12 protein-coding genes, 1 pseudogene and 1 CRISPR repeat array are annotated in these 20900 nt (G+C 43.9%); of the genes and pseudogenes, 9 read left to right on the forward strand and 4 right to left on the reverse strand.

All coding sequences use genetic code 11. From position 1 onward, the window contains the following. Positions 1-298 precede the first annotated feature (298 nt). Positions 299-1666: a TrpB-like pyridoxal phosphate-dependent enzyme gene (locus E5358_RS11570; RefSeq protein WP_135940337.1), complete on the reverse strand. Its 1368-nt coding sequence runs from the start codon at positions 1664-1666 to the stop codon at positions 299-301. A gap of 756 nt (positions 1667-2422) precedes the next feature. Continuing rightward, positions 2423-3295: a CRISPR direct-repeat array (repeat unit 36 nt; unit sequence GTTGTAGAAGCCTACATTTGAGTAGGTATGACAACT). Between the two features lie 214 nt (positions 3296-3509). Between E5358_RS11570 and cas1 the strand changes: the two genes are divergently transcribed. Both cas1 and cas2 read left to right on the forward strand, forming a co-directional pair. After that, positions 3510-5573: a CRISPR-associated endonuclease Cas1 gene (cas1, locus tag E5358_RS11575; protein ID WP_168354654.1), complete on the forward strand. Its 2064-nt coding sequence runs from the start codon at positions 3510-3512 to the stop codon at positions 5571-5573. Continuing rightward, positions 5567-5863 (forward strand): CRISPR-associated endonuclease Cas2, encoded by a 297-nt coding sequence (cas2, locus tag E5358_RS11580; protein WP_135940339.1) that lies wholly within the window; start codon positions 5567-5569, stop codon positions 5861-5863. The genes cas1 and cas2 overlap by 7 nt, the downstream gene beginning before the upstream one ends. Before the next feature lie 14 nt (positions 5864-5877). Here the strand turns inward: cas2 and E5358_RS11585 are convergent, their stop codons facing one another. Then, positions 5878-7341, reverse strand: coding sequence for a hypothetical protein (locus tag E5358_RS11585; RefSeq protein ID WP_135940340.1), 1464 nt, complete (start codon positions 7339-7341; stop codon positions 5878-5880). Further along, complete coding sequence (gene cas13b, locus E5358_RS11590) at positions 7338-11135, reverse strand: type VI-B CRISPR-associated RNA-guided ribonuclease Cas13b (RefSeq protein ID WP_135940341.1); 3798 nt, start codon at positions 11133-11135, stop codon at positions 7338-7340. Before cas13b ends, E5358_RS11585 begins: the two co-directional genes overlap by 4 nt. A gap of 250 nt (positions 11136-11385) precedes the next feature. On the opposite strand from cas13b, the gene uxaC reads away from it, so the two are divergent. The 4 genes and pseudogenes from uxaC to E5358_RS11610 all read left to right on the forward strand — a co-directional run bounded on the left by uxaC (position 11386) and on the right by E5358_RS11610 (position 16758). Then, entirely contained in the window at positions 11386-12801 is a 1416-nt protein-coding gene (gene uxaC, locus E5358_RS11595; protein ID WP_135940342.1) for a glucuronate isomerase, read from the forward strand. Between the two features lie 271 nt (positions 12802-13072). Then, positions 13073-14959 carry an ATP-dependent DNA helicase gene (locus E5358_RS11600; RefSeq protein ID WP_135940343.1) on the forward strand — a complete coding sequence of 629 codons (1887 nt, stop codon included), beginning with the start codon at positions 13073-13075 and terminating at the stop codon, positions 14957-14959. Between the two features lie 212 nt (positions 14960-15171). Further along, positions 15172-15492, forward strand: a pseudogene (locus E5358_RS11605) (helix-turn-helix domain-containing protein). A 3-nt stretch (positions 15493-15495) separates the two neighbouring features. Continuing rightward, complete coding sequence (locus tag E5358_RS11610) at positions 15496-16758, forward strand: type II toxin-antitoxin system HipA family toxin (protein WP_135940344.1); 1263 nt, start codon at positions 15496-15498, stop codon at positions 16756-16758. Positions 16759-16777: 19 nt separating this feature from the next. Here the strand turns inward: E5358_RS11610 and E5358_RS11615 are convergent, their stop codons facing one another. Beyond that, positions 16778-17425 carry a DUF1349 domain-containing protein gene (locus tag E5358_RS11615; protein ID WP_135940345.1) on the reverse strand — a complete coding sequence of 216 codons (648 nt, stop codon included), beginning with the start codon at positions 17423-17425 and terminating at the stop codon, positions 16778-16780. A 182-nt stretch (positions 17426-17607) separates the two neighbouring features. Between E5358_RS11615 and E5358_RS11620 the strand changes: the two genes are divergently transcribed. The 3 genes from E5358_RS11620 to E5358_RS11630 all read left to right on the forward strand — a co-directional run bounded on the left by E5358_RS11620 (position 17608) and on the right by E5358_RS11630 (position 20706). Then, positions 17608-18360: a helix-turn-helix transcriptional regulator gene (locus E5358_RS11620; protein WP_135940346.1), complete on the forward strand. Its 753-nt coding sequence runs from the start codon at positions 17608-17610 to the stop codon at positions 18358-18360. Between the two features lie 574 nt (positions 18361-18934). Then, positions 18935-19768 (forward strand): sialate O-acetylesterase, encoded by an 834-nt coding sequence (locus tag E5358_RS11625; protein WP_338400499.1) that lies wholly within the window; start codon positions 18935-18937, stop codon positions 19766-19768. 2 nt (positions 19769-19770) lie between these two features. Continuing rightward, positions 19771-20706, forward strand: coding sequence for a polysaccharide deacetylase family protein (locus E5358_RS11630; protein ID WP_135940348.1), 936 nt, complete (start codon positions 19771-19773; stop codon positions 20704-20706). Positions 20707-20900: the final 194 nt, after the last annotated feature.

The raw sequence follows: 20900 nt of genomic DNA on the forward strand, positions 1-20900 counted from the left end.
AAATTTATTTTGAATGTTCAAATTATGTGAAATTATTTTTGCAATAGTGCTTTTCTTTCCCACGTCATTTTGAACTAAAGAACAGCCACAACAATCGCTCCGGGTGCTACAAATCCGGATAGTGGTTAATGATATGAAAATCAGAGTGTTATATTGGGAATTGTAAAAGGTGGCACTTTGCACTGCAAAAGGTAACACTTTATGTGACAAAAGGTAACACTTGACTATGCAAAGTGTTACCTTTTGTGATAAGCAATTGCTGCAATCAGTTCCCAACAGTTGTTTAGACAGGACTTTTTTACACCAATCCTTTCACTTTGTCAATGTTCTTTTCTATCAGTTCTTCCGGAACATCATAGTTCTGGAGGTTGCCGGCAAGATAGTTGTCGTAAGCTGTCATGTCGATGAGACCATGCCCGGAAAGGTTGAAGAGGATGACTTTCTCCTCGCCGGTCTCCGTGCATTTCTTCGCCTCCCTTATCGCTGCCGCAATGGCATGGCTTGACTCCGGAGCAGGGATGATGCCCTCGGCCTTCGCGAAGAGTACACCGGCTTCAAAGGTTTCCAGCTGCTTGATGTCCACAGCCTCCATAAGCTTGTCCTTAAGCAGCTGTGAGACAATGACACCGGCACCATGGTAGCGCAGTCCTCCGGCATGGATGTTGGCAGGCATGAAGTCATGGCCGAGTGTGTACATTGGGAGCAGCGGAGTGTAGCCGGCGACATCTCCGAAATCGTAATGGAACTTTCCGCGTGTCAGTTTCGGGCATGACGCAGGCTCGGCAGCGATGAAACGAGTAGTCTTTCCGTCCTTTATGTTATGGCGCATGAAAGGGAAAGCTATGCCACCGAAATTAGAGCCGCCGCCGAAACAGCCGATGACGATGTCCGGATATTCGCCCGCCATTTCCATTTGCTTCTCAGCCTCCAGACCGATGATTGTCTGATGCAGGGTGACATGGTTCATGACAGAGCCAAGAGTGTATTTGCAGTTAGGTGTTGTCTTCGCCAGTTCCACAGCCTCGGATATGGCAGTGCCCAAAGAACCCTGATTGTTAGGCTCACGCGTGAGGATGTCCTTCCCGGCGCGTGTCGACATCGAAGGTGACGGAGTAACCTGAGCACCGTAGGTCTGCATGATGGAACGGCGGTAAGGCTTCTGCTCGTAGGAAATCTTCACCTGATAGACAGCGGCCTCCAGCCCGAACACCTTTGCAGCGTAGGACAGCGCCGTACCCCATTGTCCGGCACCGGTCTCCGTGGTCACGTTCGTCACACCCTCCTTCTTGCAGTAGTAAGCCTGTGCTATGGCAGAGTTCAGCTTGTGGCTGCCCACAGGGCTCACGGACTCGTTCTTGAAATAAATGTGTGCCGGAGTGCCGAGAGCCTTCTCCAGTCCGTAGGCACGCACAAGAGGAGTAGAGCGGTAGTAAGCATAAAGGTCGCGCACCTCTTCCGGGATGTCAATCCACGCATTCTCCTGGTCAAGCTCCTGACGGCTGCACTCTTCGCAGAAGACAGGGTAGAGATCCTCCGGCTTCAGCGGCTCTTTTGTCGCAGGATTGAGCGGCGGCAGCGGCTTGTTGGTCATGTCCGCCTGGATGTTGTACCATTGTGTCGGAATCTGTTCCTCGGTGAGGAAGTAACGTTTCTGTTTTTTCATGATTTCAATGTTTATATGGGTTCGTTATATTTTTTACCTTCACCGGCATACCTTATTCCAGCTCTTCTTGCAAGAATATATGCAGGTTTTGTCTGCAAAGTTTCACTTTGACTGCAAAATTATGCATTTTCTTTCAGACTGCCAAAGGTTTTGCTGTTTTTCTTTCAATTATTTATCCGGAAAGATGCTTTTCCTTTGTTGTTATGCGCATCATGGCTGTGGTATGGCAAATAGGCTGTGGTATTTTTGCCTGATTGATGTTTTCACAGATTGAGTCATACATTATTCTGAGGAGACAGATGCTTGGACAGCAGCTTTTTCATTTGCGAAAAATGTGTATTTCTGTAAACGTCTGTTTGTCTGTATGTTAATACTTTGCGTCCTTTGGTGTTGTGTTATTTCGGTTTCGCAAATCGCAAAATTCCGTTTTTCAGTAAAGATATTTGCGAAAATCAGGAATATTCGATTTCGTAATCTGTTGAACAGTAGCAACTTGCTGACAGTCGGGTTCTCTTCATAATCGAAAATATCTTTGGGCGAATAAAACTGATGGTGTTTTCGAGAATGTTAAAAATGACAAAATAACCATGAATTCAGTATGTTACACGAAAAATAATTGACTATTTATGTCTTTATAAGCATAAAAAATAGTACCTTTGCGAAAAATATATACAGATGAGGTTGCAATCACTGACAATCATACAGTTATGATTGCATGATAATTTATATCATTTTCGGCTTCGTGCTGAAAATGAGGTTGTTGTAGAAGCCTACATTTGAGTAGGTATGACAACCTGCATAAGAGAACTATAGGTTAGCTCCCTCTATAAGTTGTAGAAGCCTACATTTGAGTAGGTATGACAACTCCGCAATAATTTCAAACAATGGTTTACAGCTGAAAGTTGTAGAAGCCTACATTTGAGTAGGTATGACAACTTGAATGTTATCCTCTTGCGCAACTGTTACGGAACGTTGTAGAAGCCTACATTTGAGTAGGTATGACAACTGAACAGTTACCTCAGCATAGTCCTCTGCATCGTTGGTTGTAGAAGCCTACATTTGAGTAGGTATGACAACTAGCAGTAGTAGCTGAAGTGATAGTGATAGTCTGTTGTAGAAGCCTACATTTGAGTAGGTATGACAACTTGAGTTCAATTCAATTCCACCCTGAGCATATCCGTGTTGTAGAAGCCTACATTTGAGTAGGTATGACAACTGTCAACCTGCCAACCGTCCATCATCTCCAAAGAGGTTGTAGAAGCCTACATTTGAGTAGGTATGACAACTTTTTAGAAGCTAAAACCAATTTTTACGGCAGTTGTAGAAGCCTACATTTGAGTAGGTATGACAACTCGGATTTTATGTTACCGTTGATGCTCTCTGCCTCAAGTTGTAGAAGCCTACATTTGAGTAGGTATGACAACATGGTTTGTCAGTTTGTAATTCGCGCGGATGAGAGGTTGTAGAAGCCTACATTTGAGTAGGTATGACAACCAAAGCATACCTTCGGGATTCTGTTGCATGGAAGTTGTAGAAGCCTACATTTGAGTAGGTATGACAACTAGCTTCAGCTTCATTTTTAGATGGTCCTGAACCGTTGTAGAAGCCTACATTTGAGTAGGTATAGCAACATTGTTTGATCTTATCGTTTTATTTTATGAATACAGTTTATAGTAATCTTTGTTTGATGTCCACATTGGAACAAGCATGGCAGATTGTCCTGCAGAAACAATCTGCGGGAGGAATTGATGATGTCAGTTTGGAGGATTATAGAGAAAGATTAGGTAAGAACCTTTTAAGGTTGCAAAAGGCTTTAAGTGAAAGAACATGGAAGCCGCAACCGTATATGGGAATTTCCGTTCCTAAAAATGATAGTGAGAAAAGGGAATTGGGCTTGTTGAGTGTCGAGGATAAAATTGTTCAACAAGCGATTAAGATTTTGATAGAGCCTGTATTTGAAAAGCGGTTTTATAATTGCAGTTATGCTTATCGGGTGGGGAAGGGGCATCAGAAAGCAATAAGAAGAGTTGTGCACGAATGCTGTCAGAAAAAGAATCAATGGATATTGCGTCTTGACATTGATGATTTTTTCGATACGATAGACAGAGATATTTTATTCAAGAGATTGACCGCGGCTATTCTTGATTCCGAACTCAGGCGAATCATCGAACTATGTGTCACAATGGGTAAGGTTGATAAGTCGATGGAATGGACAGAGCAATGCAAAGGCATACCTCAAGGCGCAGTGCTGTCACCTTTGTTGGCAAATTTCTATCTTACATCATTTGACCAGTTTGTTTGCAGTGTCACAGATGCTTATGTGCGATATGCTGATGATTTCATTGTTTGGTGTGAGACAAAGGAAGAAGCCGAAAATATGCATTCGCGTATTGCAAAGCACCTGAAAAAACATCTGCATCTGACCTTGAACGAGCCACAGATATGTCATACATCGGCAGGCATCGAATACCTTGGGATAGTGGTGACAAGAAATAAAGTTTCTATTTCCCAAGAGAAGCAAAACTCTATTCTCAGCAGACTGCGCAGCATAGAGATAAAGGACAACAGACTGTCCAAAAGATATGTACAATCAGTACAAGGTGTACACAGATATTATGCAAGGGTATTGCCGGAGAGTTATAGTAAAATGTTCTGTGACACCATTAAGGGAGTGATAGAGGGTTGGATTGGCAAGAATCCAAGCTATTCCGTCAAGGATTTGGAACGGATGTTTCATGAGTTGCCTTTGTTCGGCAATTCGACAATAGAAGATAACAAAGAGCTGTTGAGGATTATCCGAAAGGCTAAGGCGGATGCAAAGGACGGCAGGCAGGATGTTGCGGAAGATGACAAGATGCTGAATCGCAAATTGGTTCGTTCACGGAAATTGGAATATCGGCGACGAGAGAATGACAATTCAGAACTGGTGGTGTCTTCACATGGTTATTTCATAGGAGTCAGTAATCGTGGCATAACTTTACGGAAGAATGGAAATCCTGTTTCTGTTCCGCCTTCAGCAGTATTGAAACATATTTCGGTTATTTCCGATGGTGTAAGTATTTCAAGCAATGCTGTCAAGTTCTGTATGGCAAACAATATCGCCATAGACTTTTTTGATAACCACAGCACACACATCGCTTCTGTTGTATCTCCAAAATATCTTTTGACGACAAACTGGCAGCTTCAGGGTTCTTTGTCGGAAGAGCGGAGACTGTTTGTCGCCAAACAGATAATTATAGGGAAGCTCAAAAATCAGTTGAACCTCATGAAATATTTCAATAAGTATCACAAGAATGTCATTTCCTTTTCAAGAGAATGGTCTGACACAGAGCGAAGTGTTAAGGAGGTTATCAGGAAAATAAATGATATAGACGATTTGGCTCAATACAGGATGACGTTAATGGGATATGAAGCACAGGGGGCTGTGATCTACTGGGAGTACATCAGGGATTTGATAAATGATGATGTGACAGGGTTTGAATGCCGGCAGCATCATGGAGCGACGGATTTGGTCAATTCAATGCTGAATTATGCTTATGCCATTCTGTATCCTCGTGTTTGGCAGGCTTTGTTGGTAAACAAGCTCAATCCTTATATGGGATTCGTGCATTATCAGGAGGGGAATGCGAATCTGGTGTTTGACATGATAGAATTGTTCCGTTCACAGGCTGCCGACCGTGTTGTCATTTCCATGATTCAAAGGAAGGAGCCGCTTTCGTTGAATAATGGAATGTTGAGTGATTCCACAAAATCGCTTTTGGCTAAGAATGTTTTGGAGAGGTTGCAGCGTTATGAAAAATATCGTGGTGAAGAAAGGAAATTCAGCAACATTATTGAAATGCAAGCGAAAGAACTTGTGGATTATATGAAGACAGGAGCATTTTACAGACCTTATATAGCAAAATGGTGATGAGAGCAAAAAAGATATATTGTGTCGTTGCATACGACATAAGAAAAAGCAAACGGCGCCAGCAGGTTGTGAAATTGCTGACGCCGTTTGGGAGACGTGTTAATAAAAGTGTGTTCGAATGTCTGTTTTCTGACGCTCAGTTGGCACGTCTAAGGCTTGACTTGCAGAATATCATAGTCAAGAAAGAAGACCAGGTTGCGATATATCCGATTTGTGTCAACTGCTATGCTCGCTCCGTTTACATTCCTGCCATAAGGAATGATTTCAGTGCGGTGCATGTCTTTGATTGACATTTGTGGGTTATTTATTTTTTATGTCGTTTCTGCTTTGTCTTTTTTCTTGCCAATGAAATCAGTTTTGCGGCATGGTAGATGAAATATCCGACCGGCACGACACAAAATGCCATTAATATAATTTCCCCTATAGAATAGCGGAAGTTGCACAATTTAAATATGTTTATGGAAACATCAAAGAATACCATTGCTGCAAAGCATATCTGTGCGCTTGTGAGCAATGCTATGCGTTGGTTCATCTGGTTACTGAATTCCGTTTCCTCTTCGTTGATTTTCCGCAGTTGGTTGTTGTGGATCTCTTCTTTCTCCTGATGCTGTCTGTCGAGCATATAGTAGAGTGATGATATTTTGTCAGACACACTTTCCAGATAGACAGAGTTATTCAGGTTTTTGCTGCACAGCTTGTAGAATTCGTTATGCTGTGTGTAATCGGAGATGTCAGGGAAATAGGTATTGAGTTTTATTTCTGATAATTGTTCAACGAGGAGAGAAAGTTTATCGGCATGCTTGATAGATGTGATGCATGATGTGATGTGTATGAGTGCCAGTCTTTGGATGTAGACGAGGAAATAAATCCAGAAGTAACATAAGAGGACACGTGACTTGTATTGTTTTATAAATGTGGTGGTGTCATCTCCGGCCGAGACGGCAATCACCACACCTTCCAGGCATGAACCGACATAAATGTTTTCAAAGGTCTGTGTGAAATATTTGCTGTCAAGGTCATTCTCTGTGATTGCGTAGTTTGCATTCTCAGCTCTGAGGATGCGTACATAAGTTTCTTTAAACTGTTTGTCGACAGGTTTGTCTATTTGAAGGTATGTAAAGAGATGCGTGCGTGATTTGTTGACCAAGCGAGTTTCATCGTTGGAGAAGTCAGCAAGCATGGCATTGATTATTTGTGGTATGGTGAAGCCGACGGCATCTTCTTGTCCGGACATTTTTTTGTAGAACATTCTGTCGTTCTCCAATGACTTCTCGTGCGGCTGTTTGTTTCCGTAGAATCTTGTGATTTCTGGAGCCTGTTTGTCTAATTTGTGCAGCATATAGTTCAGCTCCATAAGTTCTTCCGGAATGGTGTTCTCGGTATGGTTGATTTCTACTCCGAATGTCAGGACTCCTATGGAGATTTTCGGATAGAGCACGAGTTTTGGTGACGACATTTTCTTGTCATTACAGAATTTGAAAGAGATGTCGTGTCCCTTTGCGTCAATGCGGAATATTTTGTTGTTAAGCCGGCTTGCTATCTGTGATTTCGAGTTCAAGGAGTAGATTACGCATCCGTTGCCATTGGCAGCATCGTCATGCATCTTGTTGTTCATGAAGTCTGCCACATGGTCGTAGAGCGTATTGTTCTCAACCTTTATTGGGTGATACTGCCAAAGTTCTGATTCTCTCATTTTGGCGCTGATGTCCACATTCTCGGCAATATGGAACGGGATGTAATGGATTGTTATTGAATCTGTGAGTCTCATTGTTTGTCCTCCATGTCTTTTAGGTTTATCTGATTTGTTTTGTTATGTAGCAGTTTTGTTATTTCCTTTGCCAGTTCAGGAATCTGTTTTTTGTCGAACACAAGCCGTGCGACAGCACTGTCAGTAGGGTATTGGTTATGGCTGAAAGCGTTGCGAATGGCTTTGATGATTTCGATGTTGCTTTCTTTTATGTTTACGAACTGCATGAGGTATTTGAAATCTATGTTCACAGGGTGTTCCTTGTCATCAGCCTTTTTATGCAATTGTTCGCTTGGGAGCTGTTTCCATATCTTCTCTTCGGTTGACAGCACTTGTTTGAACACAGGGATGCGCATGCGGTTGTAGCATTCGAGTTCTTCCTCAATCTGTTGGCGGGTGAATTCGTTTTCTTTCACATTCTGTAAGAGTGTGCGTATGCGGCGGTCATAGATGAAACGGAAGAAATCGCCATAGTTCTTTAGTTTCAGGTCGTCCTGCTTGATTGTAATCACCTTTGCCGGCTCGTCTTTTATGAGCGATGGAATCTCCAGCGTCATGCTGAACGGCATCAGCATGGAGAGAATGTCACTGCTTTCAGAAGCGCAGCCTATGTTGCGGAGTTTGTAGGAACTGAAATTGCCCTTTGTGCCCATTGCTGCCGTCAGGTGGTCGATAGCCATAAGGAAGATGAGAATGTCCTGCACCTTATAGCGGCGTATTTCCCGTTCGTTGGCAGAATATGAGGTGCGGCAGTGCTGCAGTTTCTCAATGGCAGCCTTTTTCTCCTCATTGCATTCTCTTTGGATTGACTTCTCGCGTCGCTCCAGTTTTCTTATGTCATTGCCGAATTTTGCTCTTGCCTTTTCAAGAAGGTGGTTGGTCTTCTTGTCTACTGCTTTGGCGTAGACTGCCACACGTTTCTCACGCAATTCCTTTGTTTGTCCCCATTGCTTCTGCATGTTAGCCATTTCACTTATGGAATAGTAGTGCTTTTCAAGCGAGGGCTGAGGGCCTGAATAGCTCCATTCCGGCTTGACCATCATGTCAAGGTATTTGTAGTTGCGTTTGAACTTGTTTCCGTAAAATGGTTGTGAGGCATCGCCCGATGCTTTGAAGTATTTAAGGATAAGTCCGGAGACATTGTCTTTCTCCTTGTCGATGTCCATGTTTTTGCTTTCGGGTAATTGCATGATGGCATCATGAATGGCATTGAGGAATATGCCGTGCGGAAGTTCTATTGTGGCATATCGTTCAGCTAACTGCTTGTAATAGTCCTCATTGCGTTCCGCCCACTTTTGCCTGTCAACATGGAGGAAACTCAGTGCAGCAAGTTTGCTGTAGTCTTTGACAAACTGTTTTTTGAGTGTTTTTATGTCGTTTGTCTTCTTTCTTGCCTTTTGGTATTCTTTTATCAGGTTTGCCAAATAGGCTCTTTTCGCTTTGAGATATGCTGTATAGAGAGCAGCAAAACTGCACGGCTTTGTTGCCAGCACTTTGTGCATGAATGGATGCTGACGTTCACAGTTGATTATTTCACCTTTCTGCAGGAGGGTTCTCAGCTGTACAATGTTGCCGGTGTACTGTGCGATAGCTGCTTGCATGATATTGAAGTTCTGTCCTGTTATGCGTACTTTGTTGTTATTCTTGTCGGTTGGCACAAAGAACATTATATCATCCGCTATATGCCGTGCCAATGTACCGGGGCGTATGTCGATATATGCTTTCTTTCCGATTTTATTCTCTTTTGAGCCATAGGTGTCATTGTCCCTCTGGAATCGTTCAAGTCTCTTTTCGTTCCGCTCATACATATCAAGCAATCTCTCATATCCAAGATAGACAAAATCCTCTTTGATATTTGTCTGTTTGCCATTCAGATATTCGCGTAATTTCACCGGTATGTCACATGGCTTTATACCTATTCCTTGCGTCTGAAGGTCATCCATGGATGTGATAGTGCCACCGGCAATTCCTTTCAAGAACTGTTGGTAATTGTTATAGGTTGCCTTGATTATGTCCTCTACGGTTTTGCCTGCACTTTCAAATGTCTGACCATTCTTGTGCAAAAGATGAATCAGGAATATTGCTGCCGGAATGTCATAGACGCTTAGCCAGCACATTGGCTCTACACATTCGGCAATGCCGTTGCCGTGTTGGTCTTTCAGGTCTTTGAGTTTCTCGTCTTCGCTTAAAATCCTATTTTTTTCCAGCAATGACGGCAGATAGATTCCATTGCTCAATGCTATATGGTCTTGAGTGTTCCATAGCAATCCTATGCGGTTGTTATTGAAAAGGTAGGTAGCATGGTGGTCGGTAACGTATGGTGCAGTTTCGAAAGTGTCTTCGCGAGGTTGGTCTATTTTACGTATAAGGTCACCCCATTTGTTGTTGCGTGTAACCTCTATTTCGTCCAAACGTCCGAAGCCATTAAGTTCTTTTTGTAGGATGCGGACACGGTCCTTTCCATCATTACCGTCAATCCATTTTTTTTCATAGAATTTGTATCTGTAGTTGCCCAGATGAACTTGGAAACGTATGGATTTGAAAACCTGGTTGGTATCAATGAAGCGCAGTGCGAGAGATGGGAAGCGGTCTGTACGGCGCAACATTAGCATCATACCGTTTTCTATCGTTTCGTCATTTTGGGTATTCTCATTTTCGGTTACGGCAACACGGAACAGGTTCTGGTCAGCGGGGCTGAGTGTATCAAACAAAGGTCGTGGACATTTTTTCAGTTCATTAAGCATGTCAAGACCGAGTGCAGAGTTGTCTCTGGTACTTTGCATACGTTCTTTTGGCAGTCTCATGCGATATACGCTGATGATTTCACGCATGATGGTTACCTCGCTCTGTTCCGGTTTGTATGTTTTAGTGTTGCGGCGTGTAAAGAATTCCGTCTGGTCTGCAAATTCAGAGGCATATCGCTTTTCAAGGAACAAGCATACGAGCATTAATAGTCCTACATTTGTCAAGCGTCTTTCCTTCAATGGCATGCCGTTTGCATCCTTCAAGTTGTAGATGGCATATTTGAAATCTGCACGTTCATAGGTCATTTTTGTTGCAATCTCTTGTCCGTTGGGCTTTCGTGTTTTTATGGTATTGCCCTCCTTGTCCTTCTTGTAAGCTTGATAATATCTCCATGGATTCTCTCGTGGTGTAAGACCATTGAGGAAATAGAAATCCCTTTCATTAAGGGTGCCGCCTTCGGCATTGGATTTTGCACCGAAACGCTCTTTGGTGATTCGTGTGGCACCAACGAAGCAATAAGAGAGCAATTGTGAGAGTATAGCCATGTTTTTGAGTATACTTTTGTCAATGATGTTCTCTTTATTGTCAAGCATCTTGTCTTCCAAACGATAGTGGGTGTATTTGTTTCTTAACAAATTGATTAAAGGGAGTATGATGCTGAATACTTCATAATATACCTTGGGTGTCTTGTCTTTTGATTGTCTGTCTTTGCAAGTCAGCATGATGTACTTTTCCACCATAGGCGTGAGGAATGGAAAATGCTTATCGAGCATTCTTATGGCTTTTTCCTTTTGTTCTGCTTTTCCATTATCTTTATTCAGCAAAGTTATAACAGGAATTTGCATAAGTGTAGCTTCAAGATTGCTGCTTTCCGTTAACGGCAGTCCCAAAACGCGGGTGATATGGCACAGAGTGATATAGATGTTCTGTCGTGCCATATTAAGATAGTTTGCCCATACAGGTTTGTCATTGGCAAGAAATGGAACAGGTATTAGCTTTTCATAGTCAGGATTACTCTTATTGTTCCTGTAAGCGCTATTGCCTCCCTTATTGTTTCTGTTGTTTGTCATTTTTTTAGTTAGATTTTAGGTCATTTGATAAAACAGAGCACTTTATGATGACAAAAATAATGTTTTTTTTGTTTTTGTACAAAATGTTTTTGTGTTTTTTAAGATATTACTTTCTTTTTGCGATTATTCAGTAATTTAATTCTTGTTAATTCTTTTGCGGTATTGACCTGTGATAAGAATAATTTGAGTATATTTGCATTTGTTATTATAGAACAACTGAAAAACTTAAAATAAAACACCTTAACCAATTATGAAAAAATTCAATGATCCTGATTTCCTGCTCGAAACTGAGACAGCGAAAGACCTTTATCACAACCATGCGGCCAAGATGCCGATTATCGACTATCACTGCCACCTTATCCCACAGATGGTGGCTGAGAACAAGAAGTTTGACTCTATCGCGCAGATTTGGCTCATGGGAGACCACTACAAGTGGCGTGCTATGCGTTCCAACGGTATCAACGAGCGTTTCTGCACAGGCAAGGACACTACCGACTGGGAGAAGTTTGAGAAGTGGGCAGAGACTGTGCCTTACACATTCCGTAACCCTCTCTACCATTGGACACACCTTGAGCTGAAGACAGCTTTCGGCATCGAGGAGACTCTGAATCCTGAGAATGCGAAGGAAATCTACGACAAGTGCAACGACATGATTAAGAATGACCCTAAGTTCTGCCCACGCGGAATGATGGAGCACTACAATGTCGAGATTGTCTGCACAACAGATGACCCTGCTGATTCTCTTGAGTGGCACAAGGTTGTGAAGGAAGACCCGACAGCAAAGACACGCATGCTTCCTACATGGCGTCCTGATGCGGGCATGAACATTGAGGCTGCTACATGGAAGGCTTACATAGAGAAACTTGCTGAGGTAGCGGAAGTTGAGATTAAGGACTTTGCATCACTCAATGAGGCTCTCCAGAAGCGTCATGATTTCTTTGACTCTATGGGCTGCCGTCTCTCTGACCATGGTATCGAGGAGTTCTACGATGAGCCATACACAGATGCTGAGATTAACGCTATCATGCAGAAGGCACTTGCCGGAACTACTCCTACTGTTGAGGAGCAGCGCAAGTACAAGCATGCTTACCTGAAGGCTCAGGGCGAGATGGACTATGCTTCAGGCTGGACACAGCAGTATCACTATGGTGCTATCCGCAACAACAACTCTAAGATGTTTGCGCAGCTCGGTGCTGATACAGGTTTCGACTCTATCGGTGAGTTCACAACAGCGAAGGCTATGTCACATTTCCTTGATGAGCTCAACACAGAAGGAAAGCTGGCTAAGACTATTCTCTACAACCTCAACCCATGTGCAAACGAGGTTATCGCAACAATGCTCGGCAATTTCCAGGATGGCTCTGTGGCAGGAAAGATTCAGTTCGGTTCAGGCTGGTGGTTCCTTGACCAGAAGGATGGCATGGAGAAGCAGATGAACGCTCTGTCTGTTCTCGGCCTTCTCTCACGTTTCGTGGGTATGCTGACCGACTCCCGCTCATTCCTTTCTTACCCACGCCACGAGTACTTCCGCCGTACCCTCTGCAACCTCCTCGGCAATGACATCGAGGCTGGCATCATTCCTTTCACAGGCTACGAGGAGAAGCGTGTGCGCCAGATGGTTGAGGACATCTGCTACAACAACGCAAAGAAGTATTTCCAGTTCTAACCAACTGAATATAACACTAAGGACTCTCTCGTTCAGAGGGAGTCCTTTTTCTTTAAGTAACTGTTTTATAAGTAAGTAATCAAGATTTTGAATATTATTTCCTGAAGACATATTTCTCTAAGAACACAAAGAATCCTAAGCAACGGCTTCGCCTTTGCACGTTTTTTCGCTTAACGGAAAATTCTTTGGTTTCTTTTATTTCTTAGAGCGATACCATTACTTTTAGGGAATATAGCTACAAAGAAAGTTACTCATACCTTATATAATTATTATGGCACAGCACAATGATGAGATGAACCTTGCATGGCAGTATATTGCCGGAACACAGACGAGTGTGTTCCTGACAGGCAAGGCAGGTACAGGCAAGACGACATTTCTACGGCGTTTGCGTGAACTGTCGCCAAAGCGCATGGTTGTGCTTGCGCCTACCGGTGTTGCGGCTCTGAATGCTGACGGTCAGACAATACATTCCTTCTTTCAGCTTGACTTCAAACCATTCGTTCCCGGTGTGACAAACAATCCGGACACAAAGCGAAGGGGACGCCCTCCGAAGGATAAGAAATATTTCAGCATGTCAAAGCAAAAGAAGAATCTTATCCGCACGATGGACCTTCTTGTCATTGACGAGGTCTCCATGGTGCGCTGCGATTTGCTTGACGCTGTCGATGATGTCCTCCGCAAATATCGTAATCCGTTGCTGCCTTTCGGTGGAGTGCAGCTGCTGCTTATCGGGGATTTGCAGCAGTTGCCGCCTGTCATAAAGGAGGAAGAATGGAAACTTCTGTCGCAGCATTACGCCACACCTTATTTCTTCAGTGCACAGTCATTGTTGAATTTGCCGTATGTCACGATAGAGTTGTGCCATATCTATCGTCAGCAGAACGAACGGTTCATCTCCATTCTGTCCGCCATTCGTGAGAACCGTGTGACGGCAGATGTCTTGGCTGCATTGAACGCGCGCTATGTTCCCGGTTTCAGGGAAAGCGAGAATTGGATACGGCTGACGACGCACAATGCCATGGCACAACGCTACAACGACCGCCGTCTGGATGCTTTGCCGTCTCCGGCAGTGACATTCAAGGCAAAGATAACCGGCAATTTCCCGGAGTTGTCCTTCCCGACCGATGAGCGTCTGGTGCTGAAAGCTGGCGCACAGGTCATGTTTCTTAAAAATGACAATTCGGCAGAGAAACGCTATTACAATGGCAAGATAGGGCGTGTGGAAGAGATTTCCCCACGCGGGCTTATCGTCTCTTGCGCCAATGAAGCCGGCGGACGCTACAGGATAGATGTGGAACAGGAGGAGTGGGAAAACAAGAAATACATCATTGACGGCGAAACCAAAGAGATACGCGAGGAAGTGGACGGTACGTTCCGGCAGTATCCGTTGCGCCTTGCATGGGCGATTACCGTACATAAGTCACAGGGACTGACCTTTGACCATGCGGTCATAGATGCCAATCAGGCTTTCACCCATGGACAGGTGTATGTAGCACTCTCCCGTTGCCGCACGCTTGAAGGCTTGGTGTTGTCCGCTCCGCTTGACGCTGCGAGTGTCATAACAGACCAAACGGTCAATGACTATGTGTCGGAATCCTTGTCGGAATCGGTCGACAGCGAGAAGCGTCTGCCACGCCTGCGGTATGAATACTATTATCAGTTGCTGCAGGAACAGTTTTCCTTTGGCAAACTTGCGTATGACTTTGAGTATCTGATGCGTGTTGTATGTACCAACCTTCAAAACTCGCATCCCGGACTTGTTGACATAATCCGTGAAGCCCAGCCACGCATCCTCAATGAGTTGGTGGCAGTGGCTGATAAATTCAAGGTGCAGTACGACATTATTTTTACGCGTGCCGGTGCCGAGTATGCTAAGGATGAGCAGCTGAAGCAACGCATAAATTCCGCCTCCAAGTATTTCCTTGACAAGGTTATTGATATCCTTTCTCCTGTAATAAAAGCCTCAGGCATAACCATCAACAACAAAGCCGTCAAGAAGCAATATGGCAATGCGCTTGATGCGCTGCTCCTGTCCTACAACATAAAGGCAGGAACGCTCAGGAGTACTCTTGAACATGGCTTCGATGTCAGGCGTTATGTAGAGAGCAAAGCAAAATCATCGATAGAGGATACCGGTGGAAAGACGAAAAAGAAATAATATATCATGTAGTAAATCTGAACTTGTAAACTCAGGCTATGTGATTCTGCTATTGTCTTGCTCGCCCACTTCTATTTTTCCTTACCTAGAATACCTTAATCCATAAAAGAACGTTAAAACACGCACCTTTCTGTGATTCAATTCATATCAACCTATCATAAAATAAAGAAAAAACATTAATTTTGCATACGTAAATCAATGTTGACAAGCCTATGGCAAAGAATACTATGGGTACAAAATTGCCCAGAAAACTTACTGAAAAGATGCAGATTGTGGGTGAGCAAATCAAGTTGGCTCGCCTCAGAAGGAATCTGAGTATGGCTCAGGTGGCAGAACGCGCTACCTGTTCCGAACTCACTCTTTCTCGTGTGTAAAAAGGCTTGCCTACAGTGAGTATCGGCATCTATCTTCGAGTACTGTATGCTTTACAGCTTGACGATGATATTCTCCTCATTGGAAAGGAAGACCCTATTGGCAGAGGGTTGCAAGACCTTCAACTCAAACATCGTGAACGTGCCACTAAAAAGGTGTAAGGAATGAGAAAGCTTTTGGTTTATGCTGATTTTGACTGGATGCAGGATATTGAACTTGTAGGTGAGCTCACCATAGATAGCATCCGTGGTGGGGAAACTTATGGCTTCCGATTCGATACGGACTGGCTGAAGAATCATGCTGATGTGTTGCAGAGTGACGACATCAATAATTATGTTGGCATGCAATATACTCAGCAAGGAAAAGACATCTTCGGATGCTTCTCCGACTCTTTGCCTGACCGCTGGGGGCGTACGCTCGTGCTTCGTCGTGAACAGATTCTTGCAGCAGAGGAAAAGCGTCCTGTACGTAGATTGTCATCGATGGATAACCTTTTTGGTGTTGACGATGCCTCACGAATAGGAGGATTCCGCTTTAAGGAAGAACCCACAGGTGAGTTTATCAATGCTACAAACGAATTGCAGATACCTCCTATTGCCAGTATAAGGGAACTTATAGCTGCCAGTCAGGAGATTGAGTTGAGTGAAGAGAAGAACACTCTCCCTGAAAAGAAATGGCTGATGCAGCTTGTTCATCCGGGAACCTCGCTTGGTGGTGCTCGTCCAAAGGCTTCTGTTATGGATGAGAAGAAAAGGCTGTACGTCGCAAAGTTCCCATCAAGAAAGGATTTGTACGATGTAGGAGCTTGGGAGCATTTCGCACACCTCATGGCTAAAGCTGTAGGTATTACTTGTGCAGAGACAAGAGTGATAACGGCAGGTAGCAAGTACCACACGCTTTTGTCACGCCGATTTGACCGCACAGACGAGGGGAGGCGAGTACATTTTGCTTCTGCCATGACAATGCTTGGATTGACTGATGGACAGAACGCTTCGACCGGCAATGGTTATCTGGACATTGTTGACTTCATTGTACAGAGCTGTTGTGACGTTGAAAGCAACCTTCAAGAACTGTTCCGAAGGGTTGCCTTCAATATTGCAATTGGCAATAGCGATGACCATTTCCGCAATCATGGTTTCCTGTTGACCAGTAAGGGGTGGACACTCTCGCCTGCGTACAATCTCAATCCTACTTTAGCTCGTGAACAAAACCTTCTTATTAACGCTTATACAACAGAATCTAACCTTGACATCCTATTGGAATCCTGTGGAGATTACATGCTTTCTTCCAAGATTGCTGCTCAGATTGTGAGTAAAGTGAAGGAAGCAATGTCCGCTTGGAAGCAGGTTGCCACCTCGATTGGATTGTCGCAATCTGAGCAGAATGTGTTCAAGGATAGATTTGAATCTATTGGTGTCGTCCGGTAACAAATCTCTTTATTAGTTTTCACTTGTTTCTCTCAAGCCATTGCATACGGCGCAAATCAGGGAGGTGCTTGACTGTGAAATCCTCAAATTTTGCGTTAAATCCTTCACCGTCAGGAGAGGCAGCCATAAGCCCAACCATTATCGGGTGGTTGTCCTGCATCCATGCGTTGCGCATCATGATGTACTCCTTGTCATCGTACGAATAGAAAATCTCTATAGCATCAAGGCGGCGTACAGCCTTAATCCAAATATGGCTTACAGGGCGTTCCAGCGTTATCACGCTCCAGTCGGAAGTGCGGTGAGTGACAACAACACTAAGGTTATACTTTCCGTCAACATATTCAATACCCGCCTTTATGTAGTTCTCATGGTCAATGCGGAGCATCATTCCTGCTTGGTCAAAACGCGTCTTGTAGTCACCGGAGACTTTCACTTTCGCCTCAAACTCTCCGCCATACATTGCATAGCAGAAGGGGGCGTCATCGACAGTGAATCCATAGTGGGAGATTCGCCAATAATCCGTATGCGGTGTGACGAACATACTGAGTGTGTTGCCCTTTACCGACCATTGGTTTGGCTCGTTGAACCATGTCAGTTTCTCCAACGACTGCGCGGACATAGGCATGGCAGCAATGGCTGCGGCAAGTGAAGTGACAATCTTTTTCATAATGGTTTGCAATATTTCTTTCTTTAATGTATGTGGATAAATGTTTTATTTTTATTACCTTTGCATAAGATAAGCTGCACCTCGGCAATTTGGAACAAATTCTATTGCGTTCGGTTTGCATTCTCTTTTGCAAAGGTAACTGTTTTTATGCCACTGTACAATAGCGAAAAATAACCATTTTTATGTCAGACACAGCGAAACAATTAGGACGGAAGCTGTCCGCTCAGGAGTTCTCGGACAGCATGCTTGACAATGCCGCAGACTATTATCGCGGTATTGCGAGGGCGTATGCGGAGACAGAGAATGTCATAGCTGTGCTGAGTGATTTGAGGACAAACAGCAGCTATGTCTACTATGGCAAAGCGGCAAATATGCTTGCCATTGATACTGCAAAGGCAAGGCGGCAAATACCGACAATCTGGGAAGAGGAGATTTTCAGAATCGTTCATCCTGACGATTTGCATCGCAAGCACCTTGAAGAACTGAAGTTTTTTGATTTTGTAAGTTCCCTGCCGATAGACATCCGAGGTGAACATTATCTTCAAAGCCATTTGCGCATGCTCTCAAAATCAGGAGCTTATGTGACGGTAAGACACCGCATATTCTATTTTTGCAATGCCTCAAAAGGCAGTGTCCGTATGGCATTATGCCTTTACAATATTGCTCCCGGTATGCGTTCTGCCACGGAAATCATCAATTCTGTCACAGGCGAAACGATTGATTTGACGGAGCATGATTGTACAGACATTCTTTCGCACAGGGAGATTGAGGTGCTACGCCTTATCGAGCAAGGCATAAGCAGCAAGCAAATCGCTTCGCTTCTGCATAGGAGTGTCCATACGGTCAACCGTCATCGGCAGAATATCATCGAGAAACTTCGTGTGGCAAACTCCACCGAGGCATGCAAGGTGGCAAAGGATTTGGGCTTGCTTTAGTCTCTCTATGGATTTCGGAAGAGGGAGGAAAAACGTGCAAAAAAAACTGCATGAGTTTTCTAATGCTCTATTTATCATAATGTGGAAAATACGGCTTGAAAGAGCCTTTTCTGACCTTCAGCAGTGGGGAAGGTTACCTTGCACACTGCGAAAGGTAGCCTTTTCCATAAGGAAAGGTAATCTTTAAGACAACAAACCAATAGGAAAAACACTGCTATTTGGGGCAAAAAACGCCCGAAAAGTGACGAAAAAAAGTGCTTTTCATGTATATTTGTTTTGTTCTTAAAATGTAATAATATGATATTCAGATAGTTATTGAAAATTGAAAAACCATGCAATATTCCGCAAATTATTTTCTTTGGTCGTTTTTATGCGAGGTATTAAGGGACAAAATGCGGCGAGTTTTCTAATTTGTTACTGCCATTATGCGTGAAGATAGCAATATTTACATGCAAAATGTACGGAAATACATAGAGATGACAAACGGAATGTGTACCTTTGCCACATGACTTCAAAATTTATTTCAATGAGAAACATATTAATGTTTTTTGCCATGTTGTGTTCTGTTACGACTATGGCAAAGAAGGAAAAGAACGAGCCTGTTGCTGTTATTATCACTGCTGGGCAATCGAACACGGACGGCAGGGTGATGAACAGTGAGTTGCTGGAGTACATAAAAAGCAACGGTTTCAAGCACTGCCACTGGTGCTATGGCAGTGGAGGGCAGTTGCGCACTGATGGTTTCAAGCTGTTTTGGCCGAAGATTGTGCATGACAAGAACCCTGAGCGTTGGGCGTATGATGCAGTGGTGTATTACCGTTTGGAACAGGCTTTGCAGCGTGATTTTTATGTAATCAAGTGGTCGCTTGGCGGTACTGCCATTGACCCGGAGTGTGCGAGCACGAGCAAGAAATATTGGACGGCGGACGAGAAATGGCTGACCGGGAACACATCGACCCTTACAGGTGGGAAGTCGCTGCTGAAATCGTTCACGGAGGAGATAGACCTCTGTATCGACAGGCAGTTGAGCCGGTTGCCGGAAGGTTATGACATCAAGGCATTCCTTTGGCATCAGGGCGAGAGCGACCGTAGGGCAGGGACGCGCTATTATGACAATCTGAAAGGCGTTGTGGAGTATGTCCGTCAGCATCTTGTGCAGAAAACGGGAAAGAAGAAATATGCCAAACTGCCTTTTATCTGTGGTACTGTGGCAAGGAGTAACAAGCAGTACAACAAGGATGTTGAGGAAGCGCAACGCAAATTGATGAAGGACATGAAGAATTTCTATGTTGTGGACATGTCGGACGCTGAACTGCAGAGAGACCAACTGCATTTCACTGCACCTGCGGCAGAGCGTTTGGGCAATGGCATGTATGAGGTTCTTGCCAAGATAATGAAACTGAAATAGCTATGTGGAAGGCAATTCTATTTCTTTTGTTGGTGGGTGCTACAGGTGAAATTTCTGCCAAAGCCAAGCTGCCGGCGACAGAGGGTGGCAGTGCACAGTCGGCAACCGTTGAAATTGCCAAATGGAGGCATGGCTGTCAGTATGCCGTCAGCCTGACATTCGACGACGGATTGCAGGAACATTATACAGAAGTCTTCCCTCGATTGCGCGAACAGAATCTGCAAGGCACATTTTGGCTGATAGGTTCTGCCATAAACAATGGCAGCTTTAAGCAATGGAAGACCGTTTCTTGGGAGCAGGCTAAGGAAATGGCTGACAGTGGAATGGAGATGTCGAACCATGGGTTCAATCATCGTTCTGTCACTAAACTGACACCCGAAGAAATTGTGGAACAGGCGCGATTGAATGACGATGTGATAGAGCTACATACCGGACTCAGACCCACAACGTTCTGTTTCCCGGGCAATCAAAAGACAGAAATTGCAGACAGCCTGCTTTCTGTCGGGCGAGTCGGATTGCGTACATTCCAGACATCGTGGGGCGGCAAACGCATAAGCACGACAAGGAATGATTTGATAGGATACTTCAAGGAAGCGGTGAAAAGCAATGATTGGTTTGTGACAATGACGCATGGCATCAGTTATGGCTACGATAATTGTGCAGAAGATACGGCACAGTTGTGGAATTTTTTTCGTTTCCTTAATGATAACCGTCAACTCTATTGGACGGCTACATTCCATGATGTTGCCGTGTACGGCAAAGTGCGTGATAATACAACACTGCTGGTTAAGCGGAAACGCGGACGCCTGCATGTCAAGTGTTCATGTCCATTAGATGAGAAACTCTATGCCACCATGCTGACACTTATTGTGAAGACTGCCAATGGTGGCACGAAGCTCGTGGATGTTAATCCGTTTGGTGGTGAGGTTGTAATCTGATTATTAGTTATTTTTTTTGAGTGGCATTCGGATGTTTCGGTATTGAATATTACTATTGATTTATTCAATTGTGTACAGGTCATTTGTGAAAGTTGAAATAAAAATTGATTTTGTTGACTAACAGAGTCAATGTTATCAATGAAGTTGTTTAAACTAATTGTATTTAAGACATTTTTTAACAAACATGACTATGA

Source organism: Palleniella muris (genome assembly GCF_004792655.1).
GTDB lineage: Bacteria > Bacteroidota > Bacteroidia > Bacteroidales > Bacteroidaceae > Prevotella > Prevotella muris_A.